The organism is Vibrio sp. A1-1 (assembly GCF_021728175.1).
Lineage (GTDB): Bacteria > Pseudomonadota > Gammaproteobacteria > Enterobacterales > Vibrionaceae > Vibrio > Vibrio diabolicus.
On sequence record NZ_JAKKCL010000006.1, the window covers coordinates 15,849 to 38,306 of the forward strand.

Annotated in this window: 16 protein-coding genes; 7 read left to right on the forward strand and 9 right to left on the reverse strand. The window is 46.7% G+C overall.

Annotation, left to right across the window (positions count from 1 at the left end; all coding sequences use genetic code 11):
• Positions 1–21: 21 nt before the first annotated feature.
• The 3 genes from L3V30_RS10690 to L3V30_RS10700 all read left to right on the forward strand — a co-directional run bounded on the left by L3V30_RS10690 (position 22) and on the right by L3V30_RS10700 (position 2,571).
• Positions 22–666, forward strand: a complete 645-nt coding sequence (locus L3V30_RS10690; RefSeq protein WP_237308884.1) for a recombinase family protein — start codon at positions 22–24, stop codon at positions 664–666.
• Positions 663–1,847, forward strand: a complete 1,185-nt coding sequence (locus L3V30_RS10695) for a multidrug effflux MFS transporter (protein WP_109169268.1) — start codon at positions 663–665, stop codon at positions 1,845–1,847. The genes L3V30_RS10690 and L3V30_RS10695 overlap by 4 nt, the downstream gene beginning before the upstream one ends.
• A gap of 79 nt (positions 1,848–1,926) precedes the next feature.
• Positions 1,927–2,571 (forward strand): START domain-containing protein, encoded by a 645-nt coding sequence (locus L3V30_RS10700; protein ID WP_174856113.1) that lies wholly within the window; start codon positions 1,927–1,929, stop codon positions 2,569–2,571.
• Positions 2,572–2,587: 16 nt separating this feature from the next.
• On the opposite strand, the gene L3V30_RS10705 is transcribed toward L3V30_RS10700, so the two are convergent.
• Positions 2,588–2,761: a DUF3955 domain-containing protein gene (locus tag L3V30_RS10705; RefSeq protein WP_237308885.1), complete on the reverse strand. Its 174-nt coding sequence runs from the start codon at positions 2,759–2,761 to the stop codon at positions 2,588–2,590.
• A gap of 435 nt (positions 2,762–3,196) precedes the next feature.
• Between L3V30_RS10705 and L3V30_RS10710 the strand changes: the two genes are divergently transcribed.
• Entirely contained in the window at positions 3,197–5,443 is a 2,247-nt protein-coding gene (locus L3V30_RS10710; RefSeq protein ID WP_237308886.1) for a CehA/McbA family metallohydrolase, read from the forward strand.
• Between the two features lie 90 nt (positions 5,444–5,533).
• On the opposite strand, the gene L3V30_RS10715 is transcribed toward L3V30_RS10710, so the two are convergent.
• Entirely contained in the window at positions 5,534–7,288 is a 1,755-nt protein-coding gene (locus L3V30_RS10715; RefSeq protein WP_237308887.1) for a hypothetical protein, read from the reverse strand.
• A gap of 428 nt (positions 7,289–7,716) precedes the next feature.
• Between L3V30_RS10715 and L3V30_RS10720 the strand changes: the two genes are divergently transcribed.
• Complete coding sequence (locus L3V30_RS10720) at positions 7,717–8,670, forward strand: M23 family metallopeptidase (protein WP_005395595.1); 954 nt, start codon at positions 7,717–7,719, stop codon at positions 8,668–8,670.
• Positions 8,574–9,026 carry a polymer-forming cytoskeletal protein gene (locus L3V30_RS10725; RefSeq protein ID WP_074190324.1) on the forward strand — a complete coding sequence of 151 codons (453 nt, stop codon included), beginning with the start codon at positions 8,574–8,576 and terminating at the stop codon, positions 9,024–9,026. The genes L3V30_RS10720 and L3V30_RS10725 overlap by 97 nt, the downstream gene beginning before the upstream one ends.
• An 88-nt stretch (positions 9,027–9,114) precedes the next feature.
• Here L3V30_RS10725 and L3V30_RS10730 read toward each other — a convergent pair whose 3' ends face one another.
• Positions 9,115–11,865, reverse strand: a complete 2,751-nt coding sequence (locus tag L3V30_RS10730; RefSeq protein ID WP_237308888.1) for a M16 family metallopeptidase — start codon at positions 11,863–11,865, stop codon at positions 9,115–9,117.
• Between the two features lie 364 nt (positions 11,866–12,229).
• Between L3V30_RS10730 and L3V30_RS10735 the strand changes: the two genes are divergently transcribed.
• A complete protein-coding gene (locus L3V30_RS10735; RefSeq protein ID WP_182035954.1) occupies positions 12,230–14,116 on the forward strand; it encodes a methyl-accepting chemotaxis protein in 1,887 nt (628 codons plus the stop codon).
• 117 nt (positions 14,117–14,233) lie between these two features.
• Here the strand turns inward: L3V30_RS10735 and fecE are convergent, their stop codons facing one another.
• The 6 genes from fecE to L3V30_RS10765 all read right to left on the reverse strand — a co-directional run bounded on the left by fecE (position 14,234) and on the right by L3V30_RS10765 (position 22,323).
• Positions 14,234–14,998, reverse strand: a complete 765-nt coding sequence (gene fecE / locus L3V30_RS10740) for a Fe(3+) dicitrate ABC transporter ATP-binding protein FecE (RefSeq protein WP_054575393.1) — start codon at positions 14,996–14,998, stop codon at positions 14,234–14,236.
• A gap of 2 nt (positions 14,999–15,000) precedes the next feature.
• Positions 15,001–15,972: an iron chelate uptake ABC transporter family permease subunit gene (locus L3V30_RS10745; protein WP_237308889.1), complete on the reverse strand. Its 972-nt coding sequence runs from the start codon at positions 15,970–15,972 to the stop codon at positions 15,001–15,003.
• The gene (locus L3V30_RS10750; protein WP_237308890.1) at positions 15,969–17,006 is read right to left on the reverse strand and encodes an iron chelate uptake ABC transporter family permease subunit; all 1,038 of its coding nucleotides are present in this window, start codon (positions 17,004–17,006) and stop codon (positions 15,969–15,971) included. The genes L3V30_RS10745 and L3V30_RS10750 overlap by 4 nt, the downstream gene beginning before the upstream one ends.
• A complete protein-coding gene (locus L3V30_RS10755) occupies positions 17,003–17,926 on the reverse strand; it encodes a Fe(3+) dicitrate ABC transporter substrate-binding protein FecB (protein WP_140208347.1) in 924 nt (307 codons plus the stop codon). Before L3V30_RS10755 ends, L3V30_RS10750 begins: the two co-directional genes overlap by 4 nt.
• 101 nt (positions 17,927–18,027) lie before the next feature.
• Positions 18,028–20,166, reverse strand: coding sequence for a TonB-dependent siderophore vibrioferrin receptor PvuA (gene pvuA, locus L3V30_RS10760; RefSeq protein ID WP_237308891.1), 2,139 nt, complete (start codon positions 20,164–20,166; stop codon positions 18,028–18,030).
• A 120-nt stretch (positions 20,167–20,286) separates the two neighbouring features.
• The gene (locus tag L3V30_RS10765) at positions 20,287–22,323 is read right to left on the reverse strand and encodes a TonB-dependent siderophore receptor (RefSeq protein WP_237308892.1); all 2,037 of its coding nucleotides are present in this window, start codon (positions 22,321–22,323) and stop codon (positions 20,287–20,289) included.
• Positions 22,324–22,458: the final 135 nt, after the last annotated feature.

The following is a 22,458-nucleotide window of genomic DNA, read 5'->3' on the forward strand; positions in this document are numbered from 1 at the left end:
AAAAAAAGGCTCATAATCTATATGACTACTTATCTTTACACACGTTACTCGCCAAAGAATCGAGCTTATCAAGAGCACCTCGGTGTCCTAAAAGCGTTCGTGCCTGACGCCCAACATTTTGAGGATAAGGTTCGCGGTTGCATGCCTCCAGCAGAACGAGAAGCTTTCCAACAGCTACTCAATATCGTCAAAGCAGGTGATACGATTGTGCTCTGGTGGCTAACGGCATTTGGTCGAGATTTTAGTCAGGCGTTAAATACAATCAAAGTGTTACTAGCAAAAGGGGTCACACTAAAAACCGTTTGTGAGCCACTCACATTTGAACCGGATTCTGTTCAAACTCAAACGCTACTCACCGTGTTATCTGGATATGGAAAAGTGCAGACTGAACATCGCCTGTTTGCCGCAGAGCAAGGACGGCAAGCCATTAAAGAGCAGCCAGATTTGTGGAAACAGAAATTTCGCGGACGCCCAGCAGACAAAACTAAACACCAACAGATCGCAACGTTACTGTTAGAAGGCTATACGTTGAAGAGTGTTTCGGAGCAGTGTGATGTCAGCCTATCTACCGTAAAACGCGTCAAATCTAAGTTAAATGAAGTGGATGATGAAGGCTGCCTCAGAACACGAAAGCAAAGAGGTTATTCTGATGGTGATCCATCATGAGTCGCCCAATCAACTTTCGCACTATCTTACTCGCCTGTCTTATTATCAGTGTTGGCCAATTGAGCATGGGGCTTGTTATGCCCTCTTTGCCATGGATCGCAAAAGACTTTTCTATCTCCCTTGATCAAGCCCAACTGCTCGTGAGTATTTACTTACTCGGTTTTGGTCCCTCTCAGTTCATTTACGGTCCGGTATCGGATGCTTTGGGTCGAAAAAAAGTACTACTGACGGGTTTGCTCATCGCGATGTCTGGTCTATTAATGATCATTTTCCTTAGTGACACCTTCACAGGCATGGTGATGGGGCGTTTTCTACAAGGCTTAGGAACTGGGTGCTGCGCGGTACTCGCAAGAGCATCGACTCGAGATAGATTTAGCGGTGATGAGCTCCCTGTCGCCATGTCTTATATCGCTATGGCAGCTTCGATCACGCCACTCATTGCGCCTGTGATTGGCGGCTTTATCAACTTCCACTTTGGTTGGAGTATGGTGTTCATTTCACTGCTAGGTTATGTCTCACTCGCTTGGGTAATCATCGCCTTTAAGTTTACAGAAACCATTGCAAAACGATCTGTTATTCCGTCACCACGCAACATGCTTTTCCAGTATCGAGACTTGGTGACGTCACGTTACTTTATGAGTTTTGCCAGCATCAGTTGGTTAAACTTCAGCCTGATGATAACGACCGTGTCCGTGATGCCATTTATCATGCAAGACCAAATTGGCATGACATCCGATCAATACGCAATGTGGGCACTCATTCCCGCTTTAGGTATGTTAGGCGGCACCACGATTTGTAACCGAGTAAGGCCAATTATCGGCAACAAAAGAATGCTACTTTGTAGTCCATTCCTGCATCTCAGTGCTGCAATATGGTTGTTCTTCTGCTCGGTAGAACCGCTGTATTTAATGTTGGGCCAACTATTAATGATCTTAGGTAACGGCATTGCTCTACCTTGCGCGCAAGCCATGGTAATGCAACCCTACAAAAAGCAGGCTGGTGCTGCAGCAGCCATGTCTGGAGGTGGACAAATGATCGTATCCTCATTGGTCAGCTTAACATTGGTACAGCTTGGTTTAAGCCAAGCCTGGCATCTATCAATCGTTATTGTGGTGTTTGCAGCAATAACGCTCACCAATATTCAACGAGGTTTTGGAGCAGAGCAACCTTCAGAACAGTAACGAAAAGACTGACTATTGTCCTTATAATTAAGAACACATCGTATAAGCTTTAACTAAGAATAAGTTGGCGGGTACTAACATGATGTTGCATTTACGAATTGGCGCGCTACTACTCGCCACTTTTATATCCGCTGGCACCGCCGCGAAAGCCAACGAGTACTGGCAATTTGATAGTGACGATAACGGAATCACTATCTACTCTCGAGAGCATACCGACGGTTTAGTTGAGATTCGTGCTCGGATGTTCACACCCACCAGCTATGGCGCATTTTTAACGCTATTGGAAGATAGTGACAATATCCCGAACTGGATTGACAATGCCAGTCATAGCCGGGTTTTAAATCAAATATCAGCCACCGAAAACATCGTTTATACCCAATTTACGGCGCCATGGCCTGCAAAAAATCGTGATATGCTCACCTACTCTAAATATTGGGTCGATGAGCTTGGGTTCACGATAAAAATCAAAAGCGCACCAGACTCATATCTTGCTGAACAAAAGGGCTATGTTCGCATTCGTTCGGTTGATGCAACTTGGGAATTACAAAAGCTCACTAATGGCACGACACTCATTGACTACAAAGCGTTTGCTGACCCCGGAGGCCTTTTGCCAATCTGGCTAATCAACAAACTATCAAAACAAAGTGCACGAGCAACATTTAGTAACCTAAGAAAAGAGTTACCAAAATATCAGCAATACTCCCATCCTCAGATAAAGGAGTAAACTTCACGTTTGCTCTTTAATTACGATTACGGTGTTTGAAAAAAGTGCCCACAAAAGAGGCGAAGGCTAACCCCAAAAAGAGCCAAAACAAAGGGATAAACCCAAATGGCTCTACTAATAAGCCATTTTCATCTACGTAAGAGCCCTGAGCGTGGTACGCAATTAAACATGCCACACCACTCAAAAACATATTGTCTCTATGTTTGCTCCAATCTTTATTAGAGGTCTTTTAGCTAGACACAAGATAAAAACCCAAATATAAAGAATAAAAAGTCAAATTGAACTCAAAATATTATATGCGTTCTCAGAGCCATCTTGACCTTTTTTCTCACATATACAGTGTAATTGTTATCATTTTGTTTGCTCAATGCTGCCAAAAATCGTTCACACCTCTCTCAAAATAATTAGTGTTCTAAATATTTTTATTACTCTACGCAAAAACAAACCAAACAACAAAAAACCTTTAAAATCAAAAATTAATATTTAAAAATCAATTGTAAAACAATAATAGTAACGAGTTAACCTCTTCATCTCTTTCGCTTTTTTAATTGAACGTCTAATCAAGTTAACGCACAATGCCATCGACAACTCACATAATAAATCATGAAAAAAAGGAAGTGTCTTCATGCATAATTTTTCAAAAAGTGCAGTGGCAACTTTAATCTCTGGCCTTTTGCTTGGAACTTCAGCGCATGCGGGAGTGAGTATCACACAAGGAAAGACCACGATCCCCGATGGCGAAGCAACACACGCTCAAGACATTACCGTTCAAAACGAACATGTCGCCTTCGCTCTCGCTGTTGAATCAGCACCACCATGGGGCGTACCGCGAGGAACATTGGTCGATTTGGCAGCAGTAAAGAACGGTAAAATAGATCTTGACCGAGTCGCCTTTGCTGACTTCATTCCTAACAGCTGGTCCGCATGGCCGAATGATCGCAAATCCATTGAGATTATCGAAGACAGCGACAATAAAGCGGTCATTAAAGTGAGCCGCAACTTCGATAACGTTGATATCACAACGTGGTATACACTCGCTTCTGGATCTGACTCAATTGCGCTTAAAACGGTCATGACCAACCAAGGTAAAAAAGATCTCGCGTTAGAATCAGGGCACACCATTTGGCCAGACACGGGCTACCAATTTGCCGTGCCGGGGTTGGAAGGGAAAGAAGAATCCATGGCCGACAATGCCCTTGCCGATCGCATGGTCGCTTATGATCGAGACTGGGCCTTTGCACTTCATGCTCCTTATTTTGATCGCGTCAAATACAATGGTCGTGACATGTACCTGGGGCATACCTTGAAAGCAGGTGAAAGCCGCACTTTCCAATCCCGATTACAAGTGGTTCCAAATGGAGACATGGCCCCCATTGTCAAGGCAGAAGCTGACCGACTAGGACAAGCGACAGGCACCATCAACGGCCAATTACGCGCAGATAATGGTCGTGTTCCTGAAGATGCTATCGTGATGATCGAAAAAGAAGGACAACCCTATGCCTGGACATTGGCCAAAGATGGCCAGTACAGCATGGCGCTGCCTGAGGGTGAGTACCAAATCTACGGCACAGCGACTGGTCACGCAAACAGCGAGCTGCAATCGATTCAAGTGGCGAGAAATAGCGAGCAAACACTCGATTTTACGTCTCTAAAACGCCCAGCAACTCTCTCACTTCAAGTTGAAGAGGCAACATCAGGTCTGGCCAAAGATGCGAGAATCACCATCCTTGAAGGTCAAGCGCCACCGGTTGAATTTTTGGGTAAACGCACCTTCTTTACCGATCTGCTGCCTGCAGGTCATGCGGAGCTAAAACTGGCACCCGGTCAATACAAATTAGGTATCAACTCTGGTGGAGGTTTTACAGCTAAAACCCAAACATTAGACGTAACCCTAACGTCCGGTAAAACGACGAAGCAACGAGTAGAAGTGCCTCAAGTGACGTTTCCTAACCATCAGCATTGGTATGGCGCAGATTTACACCATCATGGCAACGTGTTGGAAGGCGTTACTCCACCAGAAATTGTTGTGCGTGCTCAATTGGCAACGGATCTTGACCTGACTTTCATTAGCGATCATGACTCAACCATTAACCACCAAACGTTTGCAGAACTATCTGCGAAACGTGGCGTGCCTTTCATCCCGTCGATCGAAGTTTCGCCATCATGGGGACATATGAACCCATTTCCTATCGATAATGGCGCCGAGCTAACGGTCGATCCTGGCACTGCTGACGTTCACACGTTACTTAACGCCGTACATGAGATGGGGGCTGAAGTCGTACCGATGAACCATCCATACAACGATTATGGCTACTTTACGAATATCGCTAAAAATGCAGTCCCTGGTGGTAAAACGGATCGCTTCGACCTTATGGAGCTTAATGCGCGCGTAGACAATGAACCAACGTTGAAGAAAGCGCATAAACTCTGGGACCTGGGTGAAGCAATGTACTTTACGGCGGGAACCGACACCCACGATGCGTGGAACCAACTCACGGGGCAGATTCGAATGATGGCAAGAGTCGATGGAGAGCTAACGCCGTCGAAGTTTGCGCAAGCACTTAAAGCCGGCCATGGCTACGCAACACAAGGCCCTATTCTTTATCCGCAAAACATTATGTTTGGTGAAACAGCAACAGCTGGCGATACGTGGGATATCCACGTCGTTGCAGCCGATGGTCTAAAAGAAATTCGATTGATCGGTAAAGGCGGCAAAGTGCTGAATACCCTGACGATTAACCCGAAAGTTGATACTCAACGCATAGAGCTGTCGCTACCTATACCTAGCGACGCAGAGGGATGGATAAGTTTAGAAGTCGAAGATAAAGACGGCAGCACGGCCTGGAGTAACCCTGTTTGGTTGCAGTCATAGTCTTGATGAATGTCTGACTCGATGGTAAACAAACCTGAGTTCGACGATGAAATAAAGGCGGCACAGTGCCGCCTTTTTCTACTCGATGTTTTACTGCTGTGCAACCGTCACGGGTTTGGTCGCACCACGGTAATCAAACTCAAAACCAATACCTTGATCTGTTACATCCATCGTCATCCCACCAACAAGCTCACCTTGTAAGCTTTTCATAACATCATCAGGTAACGGCTCACCAGTCACGGCTGACGCACTTTCCAACACTTCCAAAATGCGTTCTGAATCGAAGTCAAAACTGAACAAGCCATTTGGAGAAAGTGGTTGTGCCATCACTTCTTTGCTCGCGTCTTCGGCATTCTCACCACTGTAGAGCGTAAAATGGTTTTCGTTTAAGCGAGCAAACACATCCATCTTCAAGCCTGTGTGCATTTCGAGCAGGTCACTGACATTAACTGGCTGGTTATCCGGCTGAATTTGTAATTGAGCAAGTTCAGGGACAAACATTTGCGCGGTTTGAATCAGCATCATTGGATCATTGGCAGATAGAGACAACATACCATCTAGCTGGCTAAATACTTCACCGTGCTGAGCATTAGTGTCAACGTGGATATCAAACATTTGCAGGCTTAATCCTTTCAGGCCGTTAACCATGCCTGAGCCCATGCTCACAGCTGCGGCTGGGTTTTGGCCACCCATCTCTTGCTGCATTTGAGTCAATAAAGAACATTGGTACTGAGGCTGAGTCAAGTCGCTCCAAATCTGACCAATCGATGGCGCTAGCGTATTAATGTCTAAACCAAGCGCCATGCTAAAGAAGCTCTTATCATTGTTCGATTCTGCCAAAACGCCACGAATCGACTTAAGCGCATCTAGAATCACTTTATTTTTCGATTCAACAACAAAAGCACCTTTAATGAATGCCTGCTCGCCTTTCAGCTTGTATTCCGCAAATGCGACGGATTGAGGCCAGTTTTCTGCAACTTGAGTAAGTTCAGTATGACAGGCTGGTGAGCGCATCTCCTGAATAGTCGGCTCAGGATCAATGGCATCCAGCATGCTGACTTGACGCGCAAAGATATTGCCATCTTTCGTCGTCAAACCTTTAACCAATTCACGGTGATCAAAGTAACCGAAAGAGTTATTGTTTTCGCCGTATTTAGCCTGCAACGCCGCTAGGCGTCCACTCTCCGCAATGTTTTGACTTGGTGACTCAAGTCCCAATGCCATTTTAAGCGGGTTTTGAACACCCAGTTGCGGAATATCAACCGTTAACGTAAGTACGTCGTCAACCACGGCAACAACCAAGCCAATGCCATCTTGCGGGTCAACCGAATCTGTCATCTCGTAACGACGAAACTCAACTTCACCGAGTTTAACCAGCTCGTGCTTAGCACCGCTCATCTGCTCTTCGTGATCCAATGTTTTCCATAACGCGGCAGGGTCTTCAATCTTCAATTTGTACACTGGTACCATACCGATTGTGTACAACACAGGATTAATGTTTTCTCCGGTACCTAAATAGGCTTTTAACGTTTCTGGCGATGCAGCGCTCTCCAGATATCCATCAAACAAGTTAACGGCAAACTGTTGCTGTGGAGAAAGTGATTCATCGGCAAAAAGTTCAGCAATCGAGCCTTGGTTAGCCGTGCCAAATGCATTCATGTATTTATAATGATTAAAAGGTTCCGTCTGATACGTCACCATGAGCGAATCCGCAGGAACTTGCGAAAGTAGTGATGCTGAATCACTCGGGGTAGTATTGTTTTGGTACAGGTAGCCAGCGCCCCCTGCAGCTGCGACCACTGCTGTAGCCAATAGTAGTTTTTTCACGACCAACTCCGTTGTCATAGTTATGTGTTCCTAAGCGAAATATCACGCTTAGGTTTAAAGCCTTTGAATAGCACTTTTATATCGACCGCTATCATAAACAAGTTATCGATATAATGAATGTCGGTTTGATAAATTATCCAACATTTATAAGGTAAACCGTGAAGTAAGTTGAATTGCGTGAGGATGCTATTGGCAATATTCACAATCTAATTTCTCGGATAACCACCTTACAAATCAAAATCTTCAGTTCAATAAAGCGATTTGGAGTAACTACGACCAAAAGCGCTAGGATATTAAATCTTTATTGAGTCTTTTATCTAATATCTGAAAACGCCTCACGACCTGACACTTCTTTCCAATTTGCCTCTAGCGGTCCCCGTTCGTTTTCCTTACATTCCCATTAACTCAGTGACGAGACGTATACCAGATACGAGCAGTAGAAGACGATGAAAGACCAGTTGACGATCTCTATATCAACCATCAATGGCTCCAGACATTGGTACTTCAGTAAAAGGATGCAACGCAATCTAAAAACGTTTTTATGCTTTTTTGTCATTGCTCTGGCCGCAACCGCGATCTTAATTCATCACTTGTACACTCGCGTCGATAATGCCGCGTTAAAACAAGCTGAACTGACAGAACATTCGCGCACTATGGGTGAAGAGCTCAGCACACTGAAAGCATTAAAATCCGAGCTGGAAAGTGATCTCTCAGAGCGAGAAGAGCGAGTACAACTTGTTTCGGAGCGTTTGGGAGAGTTAGAGAAAGTCCTTGGAGTTGGAGAACATACTACCACGGATAATTTGGATGCCCGACTTGATGCGGCGGCGATTACGTCGAACGTTCGCATGGTGTTGTTAAACCAAATACCAAGCGGGTCTCCGGTCGGTAAAGCGCGGCTCTCTTCTCGCTTCGGTAAGCGCATTCATCCGGTGACAAAAGTCGCTAAGATGCATCGCGGGCTCGATTTTGCCGTGAATACCGGTACTAAGGTTTATGCCCCAGCAGATGGGGTTGTGGAAGTCACCCGCCGCAGCAATAAAGGCTCTGGTAACTTCCTCAGGCTGCAACATTCTTTCGGTTTTTCGAGTTCTTATTCGCACTTGAAAAAGTTCAAAGTAAAAAGCGGTCAGTTCGTCAAAAAAGGGCAACTGATTGCTATTTCCGGCAACAGTGGGCTCTCTTCTGGCCCTCACCTTCACTACGAGGTGCGTTTTGTTGGGCGAGCACTGAATCCGAAGCCATTTGTCGATTGGAGCCTCAATGATTTCGAAGACATTTTTACTAAGGAGCGAAGAATACGATGGGAATCTTTAATCAAAACCGTGGAACAACGAGTAGCTCAGCAGCTTCAACTCTCATCGCCAAAGGCTGTGCTGTTAGCGGAGAACTCAAAGTAGAAAACGATGTCCAGATTGATGGCATCGTCGATGGTCAAATTAATGTAGAAGGCACTCTCGTCGTTGCAGAAAGCGGCCGAGTAAACGGTGAGATCTACGCTAAACAACTGATCATCAATGGCATGATGGATGGTAACTGTCACGCAGAACACATTCAAGTACTTGCCAAGGGACGTGTAAGTGGGAGGATCTGGAGTAATAACCTCAGCATCGAACCTGGTGGTAAATTCTTTGGTGAGGCGGCCGAATTACCTGAAAAAGAAGTGGTGACACTGAAAGGAAAGACTCAAGAGAACGCCAGCACGAAAGAAAACAATACCAACAATGAAAAGCGACCTGCGCGTAAATCAGCATAAACTCTTTGGTTAAAGTGCATAAAAAAGACGGCTTTCACGCCGTCTTTTTTATTACTAGAGACACGAGCTTCGTCAGAAACTACAGTGATTATTCGGCCGGGTTTAAAATCATCACCGAGCGCTTTGCTTGTGGACCAAAAGCCGCTTTCGCATGCGCTTTCACTTCTTCTAATGTCACACTCTTAGCCGCTTTCTCAACGTCAAGTAACACATCGACGCCGTAATCATGCACTAAGTATCGAGTATACGACCATGCGCGCTGAGCAGGGTTATCATCTAATCCTTGCATCGCTACCGCCAATTGCTTCGCTGCCGTATCCACCTCTTTTTGCGTGATGTTCGAAGCCAAGTCATCAAACATTTTGCCTAACTTGCTATCTAAAACTGCCACGTCTTCGGGCTCAACTTGAGATTCCAAGAGCCAATCAGAGATTGGTTCGCGATCTTGCGTCACGGTGTAAATATTTGGGCTGTAATCGAGACTAGACTCTTCTCGCACAATATCCAAGACACGCGCATTACTGATACGTTGCAAAATATCTTCGATAACCGTATCCCTTGCCGTACGTTGGTAATCGTTCGTGTTAGTCAAACGCATTACATACAAGGATGAAGGTTCATGACCATCCGCAACGACTGTTCGCGCCGGCACGTCGGTGTTGAACGCAACATGGTAATCAATCGAACGACCCGGTTTCATCTCGATGGAGGCCACATACTTACGCAAGAGTGGCGTAATTTCTTCCGGCTCGACATTTGCCACAATGACCATCTTAAAACCATCATTGGTTTTGAAAAGTTGCTCATGCACCGCCAGTATTTGCTCGGAAGTCACTTGCTCTACATCGTCACTGGACACGATACGATGACGACTACCTGGCAAATAAGAATTGCCGTTTGCTTTTTGAATCAGTTTTCCCATCGGTGATTCAAAAAAAGCACCGCTCTGCTGCTTAAACTCTTGCTTCGCTGCCGCCATCTGGCGCTCGTCGACTTTAATCTCCGTCGCTAGGTTGTATAGTCCATTCAACGCGTAAGTTAAATGCGTTGTTGGCGCGGTAATTTGTGAACCGTGACTGGTCGCATCAAGAATCGCGCTAAGCGCAATGTTATTTTTGCGTAAGTAACTGTCTAACTCTGAACCAGAAAATACCCCTAACCCACTGCGTATCGCCGTCGTTGCAGCGATTTCATACGCAGCATATAACGCTGGATCAACGGCGGCTTTACCGCCTTGGCTCGCATAGTAAATATAAGCTCGACCACCCGCTTTGGCATCTTTTTGGAACCACACTTCGACACCGTTTGATAGCGTATAAACTTGAAAGCCACCCGCTTCCTGACGCATGCTGGTGATGGTACCTTCTTGAGTAGGCTGTAAGAATCCATCCACTTTGTCATACATCTCTAACGGTTTTTCGCCCGTTTGGAGGTAGGCACTGTATAGATCGGTAAATACATCATTGAACTGAGCTGACGTTTCACTTTTCCCCAACCCAATCACAAAGATTGGTTGCTCAGACAACAAGGCATTCAATTGCGTGTTAATGCTCTCTAGGTTCTCGTTGTTGATGAATTCAGACAAACTCTGGGCGTAACTCTCTTTTGATTGACTCACACTGCCTTGGTCAATTTGGAAAACACGCGCTTCTGCGTAACTGTTTGGCTTACGCTGACTCCAATCTGAATCAATATTTGCAAGTTCACCTTGCCAATTTGACATGATGCTCTCTAACTCAGATTGAGTCGCACCATAATCTCTCAGTGACGCCAACGTGCTGATGAAAGTTTGATGCATTTGTTCACGACGCTCAGGCGCAAACGAAATACCTGCCGACATCATGCGCTGGTAGTTGGAGTAGTAAGGCTGGGCATAAGCATACTGAAAAGGTTCAGCGGCATCATTAAGTACACGAATCAGACGTTGTTGAATTAGCTGTGTTGCGACTTCATCACGCCACACTTGATGCTGTTGTTCAATCGTAGTGCTGCCACTTAGACCACGCTCAATCACTAAATGAAGGCTTGGTGATTCCATCGTGTTACTTGGCAAGATTCGGTTTTGGTTGTTCACTCGAATATCGCGGCGCTTCTCTATTACGGTATCCGAGGTGCTTTCCCAGTTCGAGAATTTGTTTTTGATAATATTGGACAGTGAATCCACGTCGATATTACCGGTCACAACCAACTCGGCATTTTGTGGTTGGTACCACTTGTCGTAAAACGCTTTTAGCTTGCTTGATGAGGCATTTTGAATCGCTTCGCGAGTACCAATTGGGTCGTGTTCACCATACATAGTGCCTTCAATCGACGCTTGATAAGCATGCATAGAAAAGGACTTATCATCCGGGTTAGCACGTCGCCATTCACCAAGAATCACCCCTTTTTCTTTCTCTACTTGTTCAGGAGCAAACTGAAGTCCGTTTCCGATATCTCTCATCCATTTCAGGGCATCTTCCAGCTTTGTATTATTGGCAAGATCAAGTTGGTAAGAAGTTTGCTGATAAGTGGTAAAGGCGTTGATATCGGCACCAAAGCTACCACCAGATTGCTCGAAAAGTTTAACAACGTCGTTGCCGGTAAAATGCGTGCTGCCATTAAACGCCATGTGCTCAACAAAGTGAGCGTAACCTTTTTGATTGGTTTCTTCTTGGAATGAGCCGACATTCAGAACCAAACGGACCGATACTTCTTGGTCTTTTGTTGGGTAAAGATGGTATTTCATACCGTTCGATAACTGGTCGACATGCCAGTTGGCGTCAGGCTGAATCGGCGTCGATTGTTGTGTCAGAGCACACCCTGACAGTAATAACGCGGGGACTAACAATATACTGCGCATAACTATTGCCCATAACAATGATTAAGCCGATCAATATAATCCTCGTTCGATGACCTTCACATTTTTAATGGATTATTTACTACTCAAACGTGATGTAAATCACCTTTTAATGAAATCAATTATCATTTACAAAAATAGACAAATCCTTACTTTACAAATAGATAAATAACACAGCTTAAAAGCCTTTTTCTTATTTGATGTAAAACTCAAAATCGCGACATGGAGTCAGTATTTATTTTGAGCAATAAAATATAATTATTGAACAGATTCGAATCTGACTTTCTGCTGCATATTCAACGGCTCGGTGAGTCCTGATGAGAATAAAAACACAACAACTATTATTCAAAGATCTATTATTCGCTTTATGTTCAAAAATCTATCATTAAAAAACAAACTGGCAATCTCTGCCAGTGCTGCCATCATTCTCGGGGGAGTGCTGGTAGAAGGGCTGTCTTTTCGAGATTCATTAATCAGGCTGGATGTCGAAGTCGCGCAACGACTAGAAAGTACCAGCGCATCTTACAATCAATACGTAAAGGACTGGTTACTCTCAAAAGAGCGAGCACTGACGTCACTCTCTTCCGATTCAGAGAAGCGTTCTCTGGTTACGCACTTGAAACAAGTCCGAGACTCTGGCGCGTTTGATAACGTCTTTCTCGCTTACCCAGACGGCTCACAAGACAACGCTAATGGGGTGGTTTTGCCACCAGGTAATAACGACCCTCGCAAATGGGGTTGGTACACCAACGCCATTGCCAATCCATCGAAAGTCTTTATGGATAACCCAACCGTCGCAGCGGCCACGGGGGCCAACGTCGTGTCGCTTGGTAAAGCCCTGCAACTACATGGTCAAACCGTCGTTCTGGGTGCTGACGTCGAGATCGGTGATATTCTGAACAGCCTCAACCAAGTGATCCTACCGGGTGAAGGCTACATGTTTATTGCCAATGAACAGGGCAATATTTTCACCCATAACGACGGTAAGCTGCTGAATCAACCTGTTAGCAAGCTGGGCCTAAACAACAGCGATATTACCTCTGCCGCACGTTCCGGCACAGAGCGTCGTGTCTCGATTAACAACACCGAATATGTGGTTTACGCGCGCCATATTGAGGGCACCAAACTCACAACGGTCACAGTGTTAGATCAAAACTCGTTGGTTGCCCCACTTTACGATGCTGTTTGGGATCAAATCATCGCAACCACCATCGTCGTCGTTATCTGTGTAGCTTTGTTTAATCTGCTATGTAACATCTTGTTCCGTCCGCTCTACAACGTTTCGAATGCGCTTGCACAAATCGCAAACGGTAGCGGCGACCTAACTCAACGCATCAAAGTAGAAAACCGTGACGAAGTTGGTGAGCTGGCTGAAAATTTCAACCAGTTCGTTGAAAGTTTGCAGCAACTTATTGGTCACATTCGTCACCAAGCGGAAGAACTGAGCCAACAATCGGAGCTGAGCACGACTCGCGCGAATCAGTCGGTTTCTGATCTGAACCATCAGCAACAAGAAATCACTATGGTGGCGACCGCTGTGACCGAAATGGCATCGGCAACGCAAGAGATTGCAGCACATGCAGAGCAGACGGCTAAAGCCGCTCAAGACTCTTCAGCAAGCACACAAAACGGTCATGAGTTGGTGATCAACTCCAAATCGTCCATCAATAACTTGTCTTCTGAAGTCAACCAAGCGAGCGTTGTCATCGGCGAGCTCAACCAGCACGCGCAAGACATCTCAACCGTGCTATCAACGATTCGAGACATCGCAGAACAAACCAACTTACTGGCTCTGAATGCGGCGATTGAAGCGGCACGCGCCGGTGAGCAAGGTCGCGGTTTTGCCGTTGTTGCAGACGAGGTTCGCGTGCTATCACAACGCACACACACCTCAACCGAAGAGATTCGCTCGACGATCGAGACTTTGCAACAGACCACACAACGCGCTGTGACCATCATGGATACAAGCTCTCAACTTGCCCAAGGATCAGTGGAAGATGCCGATCGCGCAGCACTGGCTCTGGATGAAATCAACGCGGCCGTTGCGTTGATCAGCGATATGGCAACGCAAATCGCGACCGCAGCCGAAGAGCAAACGCACGTAACCAATGAAATCACACAAAACGTCACGTCAATTAAAGATGTGACTGATCACTTGGTGGTTGGTGCCGAAGAATCGATGAATCAATCTGCTGAGCTGAAATCACAAGCCGAGGATCTCAACTCGAAAGTAGCGACGTTTAAACTGGCTTAAACGCCACGTTAGGAACGCACTTAAAAACAACAAACCCCGCTAGCAAATGTATAACTAGCGGGGTTTATTTTTATGGCTCGACGTTTTTATTGCAGATAGCTTTCGAAAGACGTAAACCTACACCGCCACACACATCGGCGTACCTGAGATTGGGTCGTTAAATACTCTCGCTTGTAAATCAAACACCGATGCCAACATGCCCTCTGTTAGTACCTCTTGCGGCGTTCCCTGAGTGACTAACTGACCTTTTTCCAACACCACCAAATGATCACAGTAACGGCAAGCTTGGTTTAGATCGTGCAGCACTACCACTACAGTTTTGCCTTTGTCGTTCATCTGCCTCATAAGTTTCATCAGCTCAACTTGGTGAGAGAGATCCAAGTAAGTGGTTGGTTCATCAAGCATCACTACGTCAGTATCTTGCGCCATTACCATCGCAATCCACGCCCTTTGTCTTTGACCACCAGACAACGATTCAACTGGCTTGTCAGCAAACTCTATCACGCCAGTATCTTGCATTGCTTGCTCGACTAAGGTCTTGTCTTGTTGACTTAACCGGCCCCAATGAGAGAGATAAGGCGAGCGGCCATATTCGACCAGTTTTCTGACGGTAATACCTTCAGGACTGACAAGAATCTGCGGCAGCAAAGACAACGAACGCGCCAAGCGTTTATCACCGTAGCTGCTTAGTGGTTTGTCGTCATACAACACTTGGCCAGAAGCGGGTTTATTGATGCGTACCAAGGTTTTTAATAGTGTCGATTTACCGCAACCATTTGGACCAACTAGTGCGGTAATTTTACCTTGAGGAATCGACAAAGAGAGATCTGGAATGATGGTCTGTTTGCCGTACGCGACGGATAAGTTCTGCGTTCGTAACATGCTTACCAACCTCTATAACGATACAAAAGAAAAATGAAATATGGTGCGCCAATAACAGATGTCAGCACTCCCGCTGGTAGCTCAATTGGCGGCTGTAAGCCTCTCGCTAAACCATCGGCGCAAATCACCAACAAAGCGCCAAGGGTTGCAGCGGCTGGAATCAACAACTTGTGGTTGTGGCCAAACAGCAAACGTGCAAGATGCGGCGCAAGCAGGCCAACAAAGCTGATCGTGCCTGCCACAGACACACTGATGCTCGCCAATAACACGGCAGCAATCAGCGCAAGAATTTGGATCTGTCTTGGTTTCGTGCCAAGTGTAGTGGCGCTTTCTTCTCCCAGTCCCATCACATCTAGCCGCCAAGCCAGCCAAAACGCCAATGGTAGTAGCAGCAATAAAGCACTCCAAATAAACGGCACTTGTTGCCAGTTTCGTCCCCACAAACTGCCGGTTAGCCATACCATCGCCGTGTTGATTTCGATAGGGTGCACAATCAGAAGAAAATCGATACCGCTGGCTAAAAATGCGCTGACAGCAACACCAATCAGCGCCAAACGTGCAGGTGTTGGTTTTGACCAGTAAGCCAGCACAGCAATAAAGCCAGCAGCAAGCAAGCCTCCCGCCATGGCGACCATCGGCAACATTGCCACTGGCGCATTTGGATACAGCACCAAACAAGCGGTAGCCGCCAGTCCTGCTCCAGCGCTTATCCCCATTAAATCTGGTGAGGCAAGTGGATTACGGATGACGCCTTGCACTAAAACGCCTGACAGCCCCAACCCAGCGCCCACGCCAATGGCGAGCAACATTCTCGGCAATCGATATTGGTTAATCACAAAGTCCGAATCAGAGAAAGAAAACAGCAATGCAAAAACCTGTTGAGCCGATAGATTCGCCGCGCCAACAAACAGCGTGAGAGAAGACGCAATCAGCAACAATCCAACTAATGCAAACAGTTTGGTTTGATTCATCATGATGATTTCCTCATTGCAATCGCGATAAAGCAAGGTGTGCCCAACAGCGCGGTAATCACGCCCACTGGCGTTTCAGCCGGAAAGGCAATCGATCGTGATAAAGCATCTGACCACGTCACCAGTGCCGCGCCACACAAGGCGGAAACCGGAATGAGAATGTGATAGTTGTGACCAACAATCGGGCGTACCAAGTGCGGCACTAACAACCCGACAAAGCCAATTGGCCCTGCAATAGCTACGCTAGTACCTGCCAACAGCACAACCGATAAACCACTGATTAATCGCGTAAGACGAATGTTACCACCTAGCCCAACAGCAACTTCGTCCCCCAACGCGAGTAAATTTAAGTTTCGCGCTGAGCCCATGGCGAGCACCAAACCTAAAGTCGCAAAAGGCCACAGTTGCTGCCACTGCTGAGAGTCCACCGCAGAGAGTGAACCCGTTAACCAATGCAACACGCTGTAAGCCATGTCATCCGCCAAAATTACCGACGCACGAGTTAACCCTATCAGCAGTGCACTGATGGCAATGCCCGCTAGCACTAAACGCAATGGGTGAGAACGCGCGAAAAAAAAACCACCCAACAACATGACCGCACCACCACTTAGTAGCGCGCCGAGTACTGCGTTGATGATTGGGTTCAATTGACTAAAGAATGGTACGCCGATGGACGCCAAGGCCATAAAACACGCCGCACCAGCATTAATGCCGAGAATGGATGGCGACGCCAAAGGGTTACGAGTTAATCCTTGCATCAGCACTCCGGATACCGCAAGCGAAGCGCCAATTAATAACCCAGCATAGGCACGAGGCGCACGCAGCGTCGCGAGGATTTGATGCAGCATATTGTCCTCATCAAACGCAAACCAATAGCTTGTCAGATCATTAACACTCAAAGAAAAGTTGGACCACCCAATCATTGAGGCTGCGTAGCCTGAGAGCGTACACAACGCCATAGCGCAGACAAACAAGCTCGCTTTCCAATGCGATTTGCTAACCGAAGACGGGCTTTCTGAGCTTATCGACGCACTCATGAGCGCCCCAATAACGCTTCAAGGTTGCGGGCAATTTCTTCCGCCGCCAACATGCCGCGATTTAATGACCACAGTTCCGGCGAGACTTCTACCAGTTGCTGCTTTTTCGCCGCAGTTAGCAGCCTAAATAATGGATTTTTGCGCCATTCATCCACAATATTTGGTTGAGAGTAAAGTCCAACTAACAACCAATCAGGGTTGGTTTTTAGTAAAAGTTCGAAGCTGGTTGGGATATACGCTTTTTGCTCAGATGGAGCCAGCGGGCTTTGGATGCCTAGTGTACTCAAAACGCCACCAGCGTAAGAAACAGGGCTATGCAGCCACATCCCTTTATCGGAAACCACACCAAACTGAATGGTTTCTTGTGTCGCAAAATGCTGTTTGAACTCCGCCATGGTCTGTTTGTGCTGCTCGATTCGTTGCATCATTTGCGCTTGCTTGCCAATTGCCACGCCGATTTTGTGTGCGGATTCGAGATTTTCTTGATATGTCTCACCACGGCTTTTTAGCAGCAAAGTTGGCGCAATTCGCTGCAAATCTTGATAAATCGCACGATGACGTTCTGCATCAGCAATGATCAAATCCGGCTTGAGCACCGCAATCGCCTCTAAACTCGGTTGTGAGCGCATGCCGACCGATTGCCAAGGTTCAATCTTGGCTCGAACAGCAGGGATAACTCGTGTGGCATCGTTGTCATCGGCAACGCCTACCGGTGAGACATCGACTGCCGCTAATGCATCGACAAACGAAAACTCTAAAACCACAATACGTTGAGGTATCGCTTCTAGCTCAAACGTGCCTTGCTCATCTTGCACGCTGCGCGCCTGAGAAAATGCGCTAAATGACATCAAAGCTGAGCTCAGTAGCATCAGCAAAACGGTTGAAAAGTGTTTGATCGTAAATTGTTTTTTATTTTTCATCTTGCTTTTTTCCAGTGCTAAGAGTTTTCCAGTACCTAAGATCGGCAAAGTCGCCAAGGTAAATTGGCGACTTTTCTTTTCAAACTCGGTGAACGAAACGCTTAAAACTGATAGTTCAGATCCAGTGTGTAAGAGCGTCCCGGAGCTGGGTACCGACCAACTGGGCTTGTATCAATCCCGCGGAAGTAATACTCCTCGTCAAACAAGTTGTTCACCGCAACATTCATGCGTAACTTGCCTTTGTCGTCTTTGTATAAATCCGTCCCCAAGTTGAAATTCCACACCATGTAAGATGGTACTTTACCCGTTGCGCCTGTTGCATCTTCGGCACTGGTGTTGGCGTTATCGGTATACGAGTCACTGAAGTAGAAGCCCGATAGCGTGGTGTCCATGCCGTAAAATGCGTAGGTTGCATCCCAACCAAGCTGATGCTTAGAGGTGTAAGGCAGTTGATTACCTTTATTCGCGCCTTCTTCTTCAAGCGTAGCGTCTAGATAGTTGTAGCTTGCGCCTAAACTCAGTGCAGGTAGTGCTTCAGGCACGTAACGAGCAGAAAGCTCTATGCCTTGGTGAAGTGTTTTTCCGATGTTATCGAAGGTCTGCGTTGAGCTTTGCCATTGCAATTGATCTTCAAAGTCGATGCGATAAAGTGCAGCGTTAAAGCTGGTCGCATCTTGGGTGTAACGCGCGCCGACTTCGTAGTTCCAAGCCAGTTCGCTACCTTCTTCACCCAAACCTCGGATGTAGGCAATTTGTGGCGCACGAAGTGATTTTTGCGCGTTCGCATACGTCACCCACTGGTCAGTTAAGTTGTATGCCACCGTCAAACCTGGCAACCATTCCGTCACGGTGTTGTCTGCCGTTTGTTTTTTACCACGATCGGTAAACGTCATTCGAACCGACTCAACACGCAACCCAGGCGTTACCTTCAATGTATCATTGAACAAACCAATTTCGTTGCTAACGTATCCAGCAAACGCGTCCGTATCTAGATGCCAATCACGCGGAACGCTGGTTGCACCACCGGCGATTGGAGTCTGAGTGAGTTTGTAGTCAATGTCTTCGTTAACATAACGGGTACCCACGATCCAGTTTTGAGTAACGGATTTACCTTCGCCAAAGTACATCGCCATTTTTGGCTCTATACCATACACGGTAAATTCACGTGGAGAGGTACGAACGTCCGTCGCTGGCAAAGCCGGATCTGCCCAATGGCCACCCGCGCTGTTAAAGCCCCACTTGAAAAGACGCTCTGACTTATGACCAAACGTTAGCACTTCTAGCTCGGCACTGTCGGCAAATGGCAAATCGTGAATGTACTTAACACTCCAGCGCGTCGACTTACCTTCATAATCATCGTAAGGACGTTTCGATTGGTGACGATCTTGCTCGTAATCTTGTGGCGAAAGTGCGCCCGGCATTTGCGTTTCAGCATCGTAACGTTGCAGGAATGCTTGAATCTCTTGAGTGTCACTCAATAGCCACTGTGCTTTAGCTTGAAAGTTCTTCACGTCCGTATCGGAATGTTCACGGAAGCTTTCACCTTTTAGGAAGTTACCTTCCAACTGCAGTGCAAACGTGTCGCTTAACCAGCCGCCCGTGCGCAGGTAAAAATCATTCAGCGGCGCATCACCGCCATCAAACACGGTAAGACGGTTACTGATTTCAGTTTGCCACGTGTGTGGAATCGGTTTGGTCACTAAGTTGATCACACCACCGACGTTGTTTGGGCCGTACTGTACTGCGGCACCACCGCGTACAATGTCAATACGATCAAGCATCGACAGTGTTGCTGGGAAGATAGACTGACCAGTGTGACCATATGGCGCAAGTGTTAGCGGTACACCATCCATCAAGAACTGAGCATGACCACTACGGCTTGCTTTCAAACCACGTACAGAAATGTTAGGCAATACGCCCGTTCCGCTTTCATCCTGAACTTTAATACCCGGCACGTGCTGTAGCGCGTTATCAATCGAGCCTGCGGCGGTTTTCTCGATTTGATCGCGGGTAATGACGGTACGAGCACCTGGGTACTCTTTGACATCTTCAATTTCAGAGTTACCAATCACGCTACCAGTGACAACAACCGTTTCCATCACGGTGGTTTCGTTTTTTGCGGCAGGAGCGGCAACTGCGCTCATGGAGGTGGCAGAAGCGATAGCAATCGCGAGCACACTGTAAGTGGTAGACAAACCAGCACGTACACGCACTTTACCATCCAAATTCTGGTAAGACATTAAGATCTCCTTTGCGAGAAATTGAGCCTCGGGCAGAATACATCCCGTAGGCTCTCGGGGCTAAACATCCTCAATATGAGGTAAAAATTGGCTAACAGGCGCTAACTACGCACAAAAAGCCTAGAACTGATATCCGTAGCTGAGCATGAACTCGGCTGGTGCGCCGTAGCCAATCTGGTTTAAGCCAGACGTGCCGTTTGTTGCGCCAAGAATGTATTTCTCATCCAAAATGTTGTAAGCGTTCGCTTGGATTTTGTGACGACCAGTGGTGTACGCCGCCATCAAATCCACCGTTGTGTAATCGCCAAGTGCGACTGCTTCGTCGTTACCTGCGTAACGATCGCCCACGTACTTCACACCACCGCCTAAACGCCAGTTGTCATCCAATTGGTAAGTGCTCCAAAGAGAGAACAAGTGGTCTGATACATCGTTCGGCTTTTTGCCTGTGGCTTTGTCTTCCGCATCCAAATAGCTGTAACCCACAGAGATGTCCCACTGTTTGGTGATTTGACCGCGAGCCTCTAATTCAATGCCTTGGTGACGCACTTCAATTTTATCGATCACATCGCCGTCCACGTTGGTTTGTGGTTGCTCTTGATCAATCTGGAACAGTGCCGCATTCAACATTAATGCGTTATCCAAAAGGTACGCTTTTGCACCCACCTCTTTTAAGTCGGTGTGGAAGAATTCCGCCAATTTTGGATTGATGTAGATACCAGCGTACGGTAACTGCCAAGAGCGCGCTAAACTGGCGTATACGGATGTGTCGGAATTGATACGGTATACCAAACCAGCACGGTAGCTGACTTTGTCATCATCCAACTTTTCCTTATCTGAGCCCGCTTTTTGTTGTTCGAGCTCCATCGAGTCGTAACGCACGTTACCGATCAAAGAAAGGTCGCCCCACGTATAGACGTCTTGCACATACAAACCTGTCGTGGTGGTGGTATTGTCACGAAATGGCTTAAAGCCCGGATCAGTCGTTGGACCAACGACTGGGTCGTAGATATTTTGCGGAGGAAGCGTTTTATCACTTGCCAACGTTAGGTCGATATCGATCTGGTTGAAATCTGCACCCACCATCAATTGATTGTCCCTGGTTTCCCAAACCAACTCAGATTGCAAAGTGGTCGTAGTACGTGGATCGTAACCAAAGTTGTTAACGGTTTGAGACACTTCATTACCCGTCACTTTGCCCTGACGCGTGCCTTTTTGCTCAAGTTCGATATGGTTGAACGCAGCTCGGTTGTTCCATACCCATTGATCATTCAGACGCCATTCGTAATCCACCGCAATACGGAGACTGTCTGACTCCTGATAGTCGTTTGTGCCGCCAAAGTAAGTGCTTACTGGCAAATCAACTGGCTTGCCATTTTTTGATGGCACACCACGATATGGCACTAGTTCTTGATGGGCGTATTCCACGTCAATATCAATGGTGTGACCATCCGCTGGTAACACACGAATGGTCGGTGCAATGAAGAAATCGTTTGAATCAACATGATCAACGTACGAGTCGGCTTGACGGTATTCCAAGTTAATACGCCCGTTGACCTTATCTGAAAACGCCATTGAGCTGTCGACCTGACCAACATACTGGTTGTTGCTGCCTACACTGCCGTTTACGTGAGTAAAATCCTCACCGTTAGCGCGTTTCGTCACCAAGTTGATGATGCCCCCAGCAGAACCACGGCCATACAAAGCACCCGCAGGGCCTTTCACAATTTCAACGCGTTCAACGTTCGCTAAGCTGCGGTAAGACTGCAACGTACCGTCATCTCGCAAGCCATCACGGTACATATCGTTGAGTGAATCAAAACCACGGATCATGAACTGATCGCGGCTGCCTTCGCCCAAGGTGTTATTGACCCCGGCTACCCCATCTAGCGCATCCACTAAACGCACCGCGCCTCGGTCTTGCATTTCTGTTTTCGTTACTACAGATACCGCTTGTGGCACATCAAGCCATTCCACATCGGTTTTGGTGCCTGATTGAGGCATGTGTTCAGCATAACCTTCGTACTGATGACCGAAGACTTGAATCGTTTCAGTTGCTGATGAGGTTGAGTTCGTCTCTTCTGAAGCCACTGCGCTTGGTGCTACTAGTGAAGAACCAATCGCGACCGCCAAGGGGGTCAGGGTCAATAATTTATTCATTCCATAATTCCGTTTAGTTGTTATAAAGCCAACGGATGGAAATAAGAACAAATATTATTTCTATTTGCAATATTAATTTTATGCTCTATATTTATTTACCCTAAAAACACAACTAACAACAAAAAAAACCAAACA

What these genes read in the sequence shown, in the direction of transcription:
- L3V30_RS10690 (WP_237308884.1), top strand. Translation starts at nt 22, where the DNA reads ATGACTACTTATCTTTACACACGTTACTCGCCAAAGAATCGAGCTTAT.
- L3V30_RS10695 (WP_109169268.1), top strand. Translation starts at nt 663, where the DNA reads ATGAGTCGCCCAATCAACTTTCGCACTATCTTACTCGCCTGTCTTATT.
- L3V30_RS10700 (WP_174856113.1), top strand. Translation starts at nt 1,927, where the DNA reads ATGATGTTGCATTTACGAATTGGCGCGCTACTACTCGCCACTTTTATA.
- L3V30_RS10705 (WP_237308885.1), bottom strand. Translation starts at nt 2,761, where the DNA reads ATGTTTTTGAGTGGTGTGGCATGTTTAATTGCGTACCACGCTCAGGGC.
- L3V30_RS10710 (WP_237308886.1), top strand. Translation starts at nt 3,197, where the DNA reads ATGCATAATTTTTCAAAAAGTGCAGTGGCAACTTTAATCTCTGGCCTT.
- L3V30_RS10715 (WP_237308887.1), bottom strand. Translation starts at nt 7,288, where the DNA reads ATGACAACGGAGTTGGTCGTGAAAAAACTACTATTGGCTACAGCAGTG.
- L3V30_RS10720 (WP_005395595.1), top strand. Translation starts at nt 7,717, where the DNA reads ATGAAAGACCAGTTGACGATCTCTATATCAACCATCAATGGCTCCAGA.
- L3V30_RS10725 (WP_074190324.1), top strand. Translation starts at nt 8,574, where the DNA reads ATGGGAATCTTTAATCAAAACCGTGGAACAACGAGTAGCTCAGCAGCT.
- L3V30_RS10730 (WP_237308888.1), bottom strand. Translation starts at nt 11,865, where the DNA reads ATGCGCAGTATATTGTTAGTCCCCGCGTTATTACTGTCAGGGTGTGCT.
- L3V30_RS10735 (WP_182035954.1), top strand. Translation starts at nt 12,230, where the DNA reads ATGTTCAAAAATCTATCATTAAAAAACAAACTGGCAATCTCTGCCAGT.
- fecE (WP_054575393.1), bottom strand. Translation starts at nt 14,998, where the DNA reads ATGTTACGAACGCAGAACTTATCCGTCGCGTACGGCAAACAGACCATC.
- L3V30_RS10745 (WP_237308889.1), bottom strand. Translation starts at nt 15,972, where the DNA reads ATGATGAATCAAACCAAACTGTTTGCATTAGTTGGATTGTTGCTGATT.
- L3V30_RS10750 (WP_237308890.1), bottom strand. Translation starts at nt 17,006, where the DNA reads ATGAGTGCGTCGATAAGCTCAGAAAGCCCGTCTTCGGTTAGCAAATCG.
- L3V30_RS10755 (WP_140208347.1), bottom strand. Translation starts at nt 17,926, where the DNA reads ATGAAAAATAAAAAACAATTTACGATCAAACACTTTTCAACCGTTTTG.
- pvuA (WP_237308891.1), bottom strand. Translation starts at nt 20,166, where the DNA reads ATGTCTTACCAGAATTTGGATGGTAAAGTGCGTGTACGTGCTGGTTTG.
- L3V30_RS10765 (WP_237308892.1), bottom strand. Translation starts at nt 22,323, where the DNA reads ATGAATAAATTATTGACCCTGACCCCCTTGGCGGTCGCGATTGGTTCT.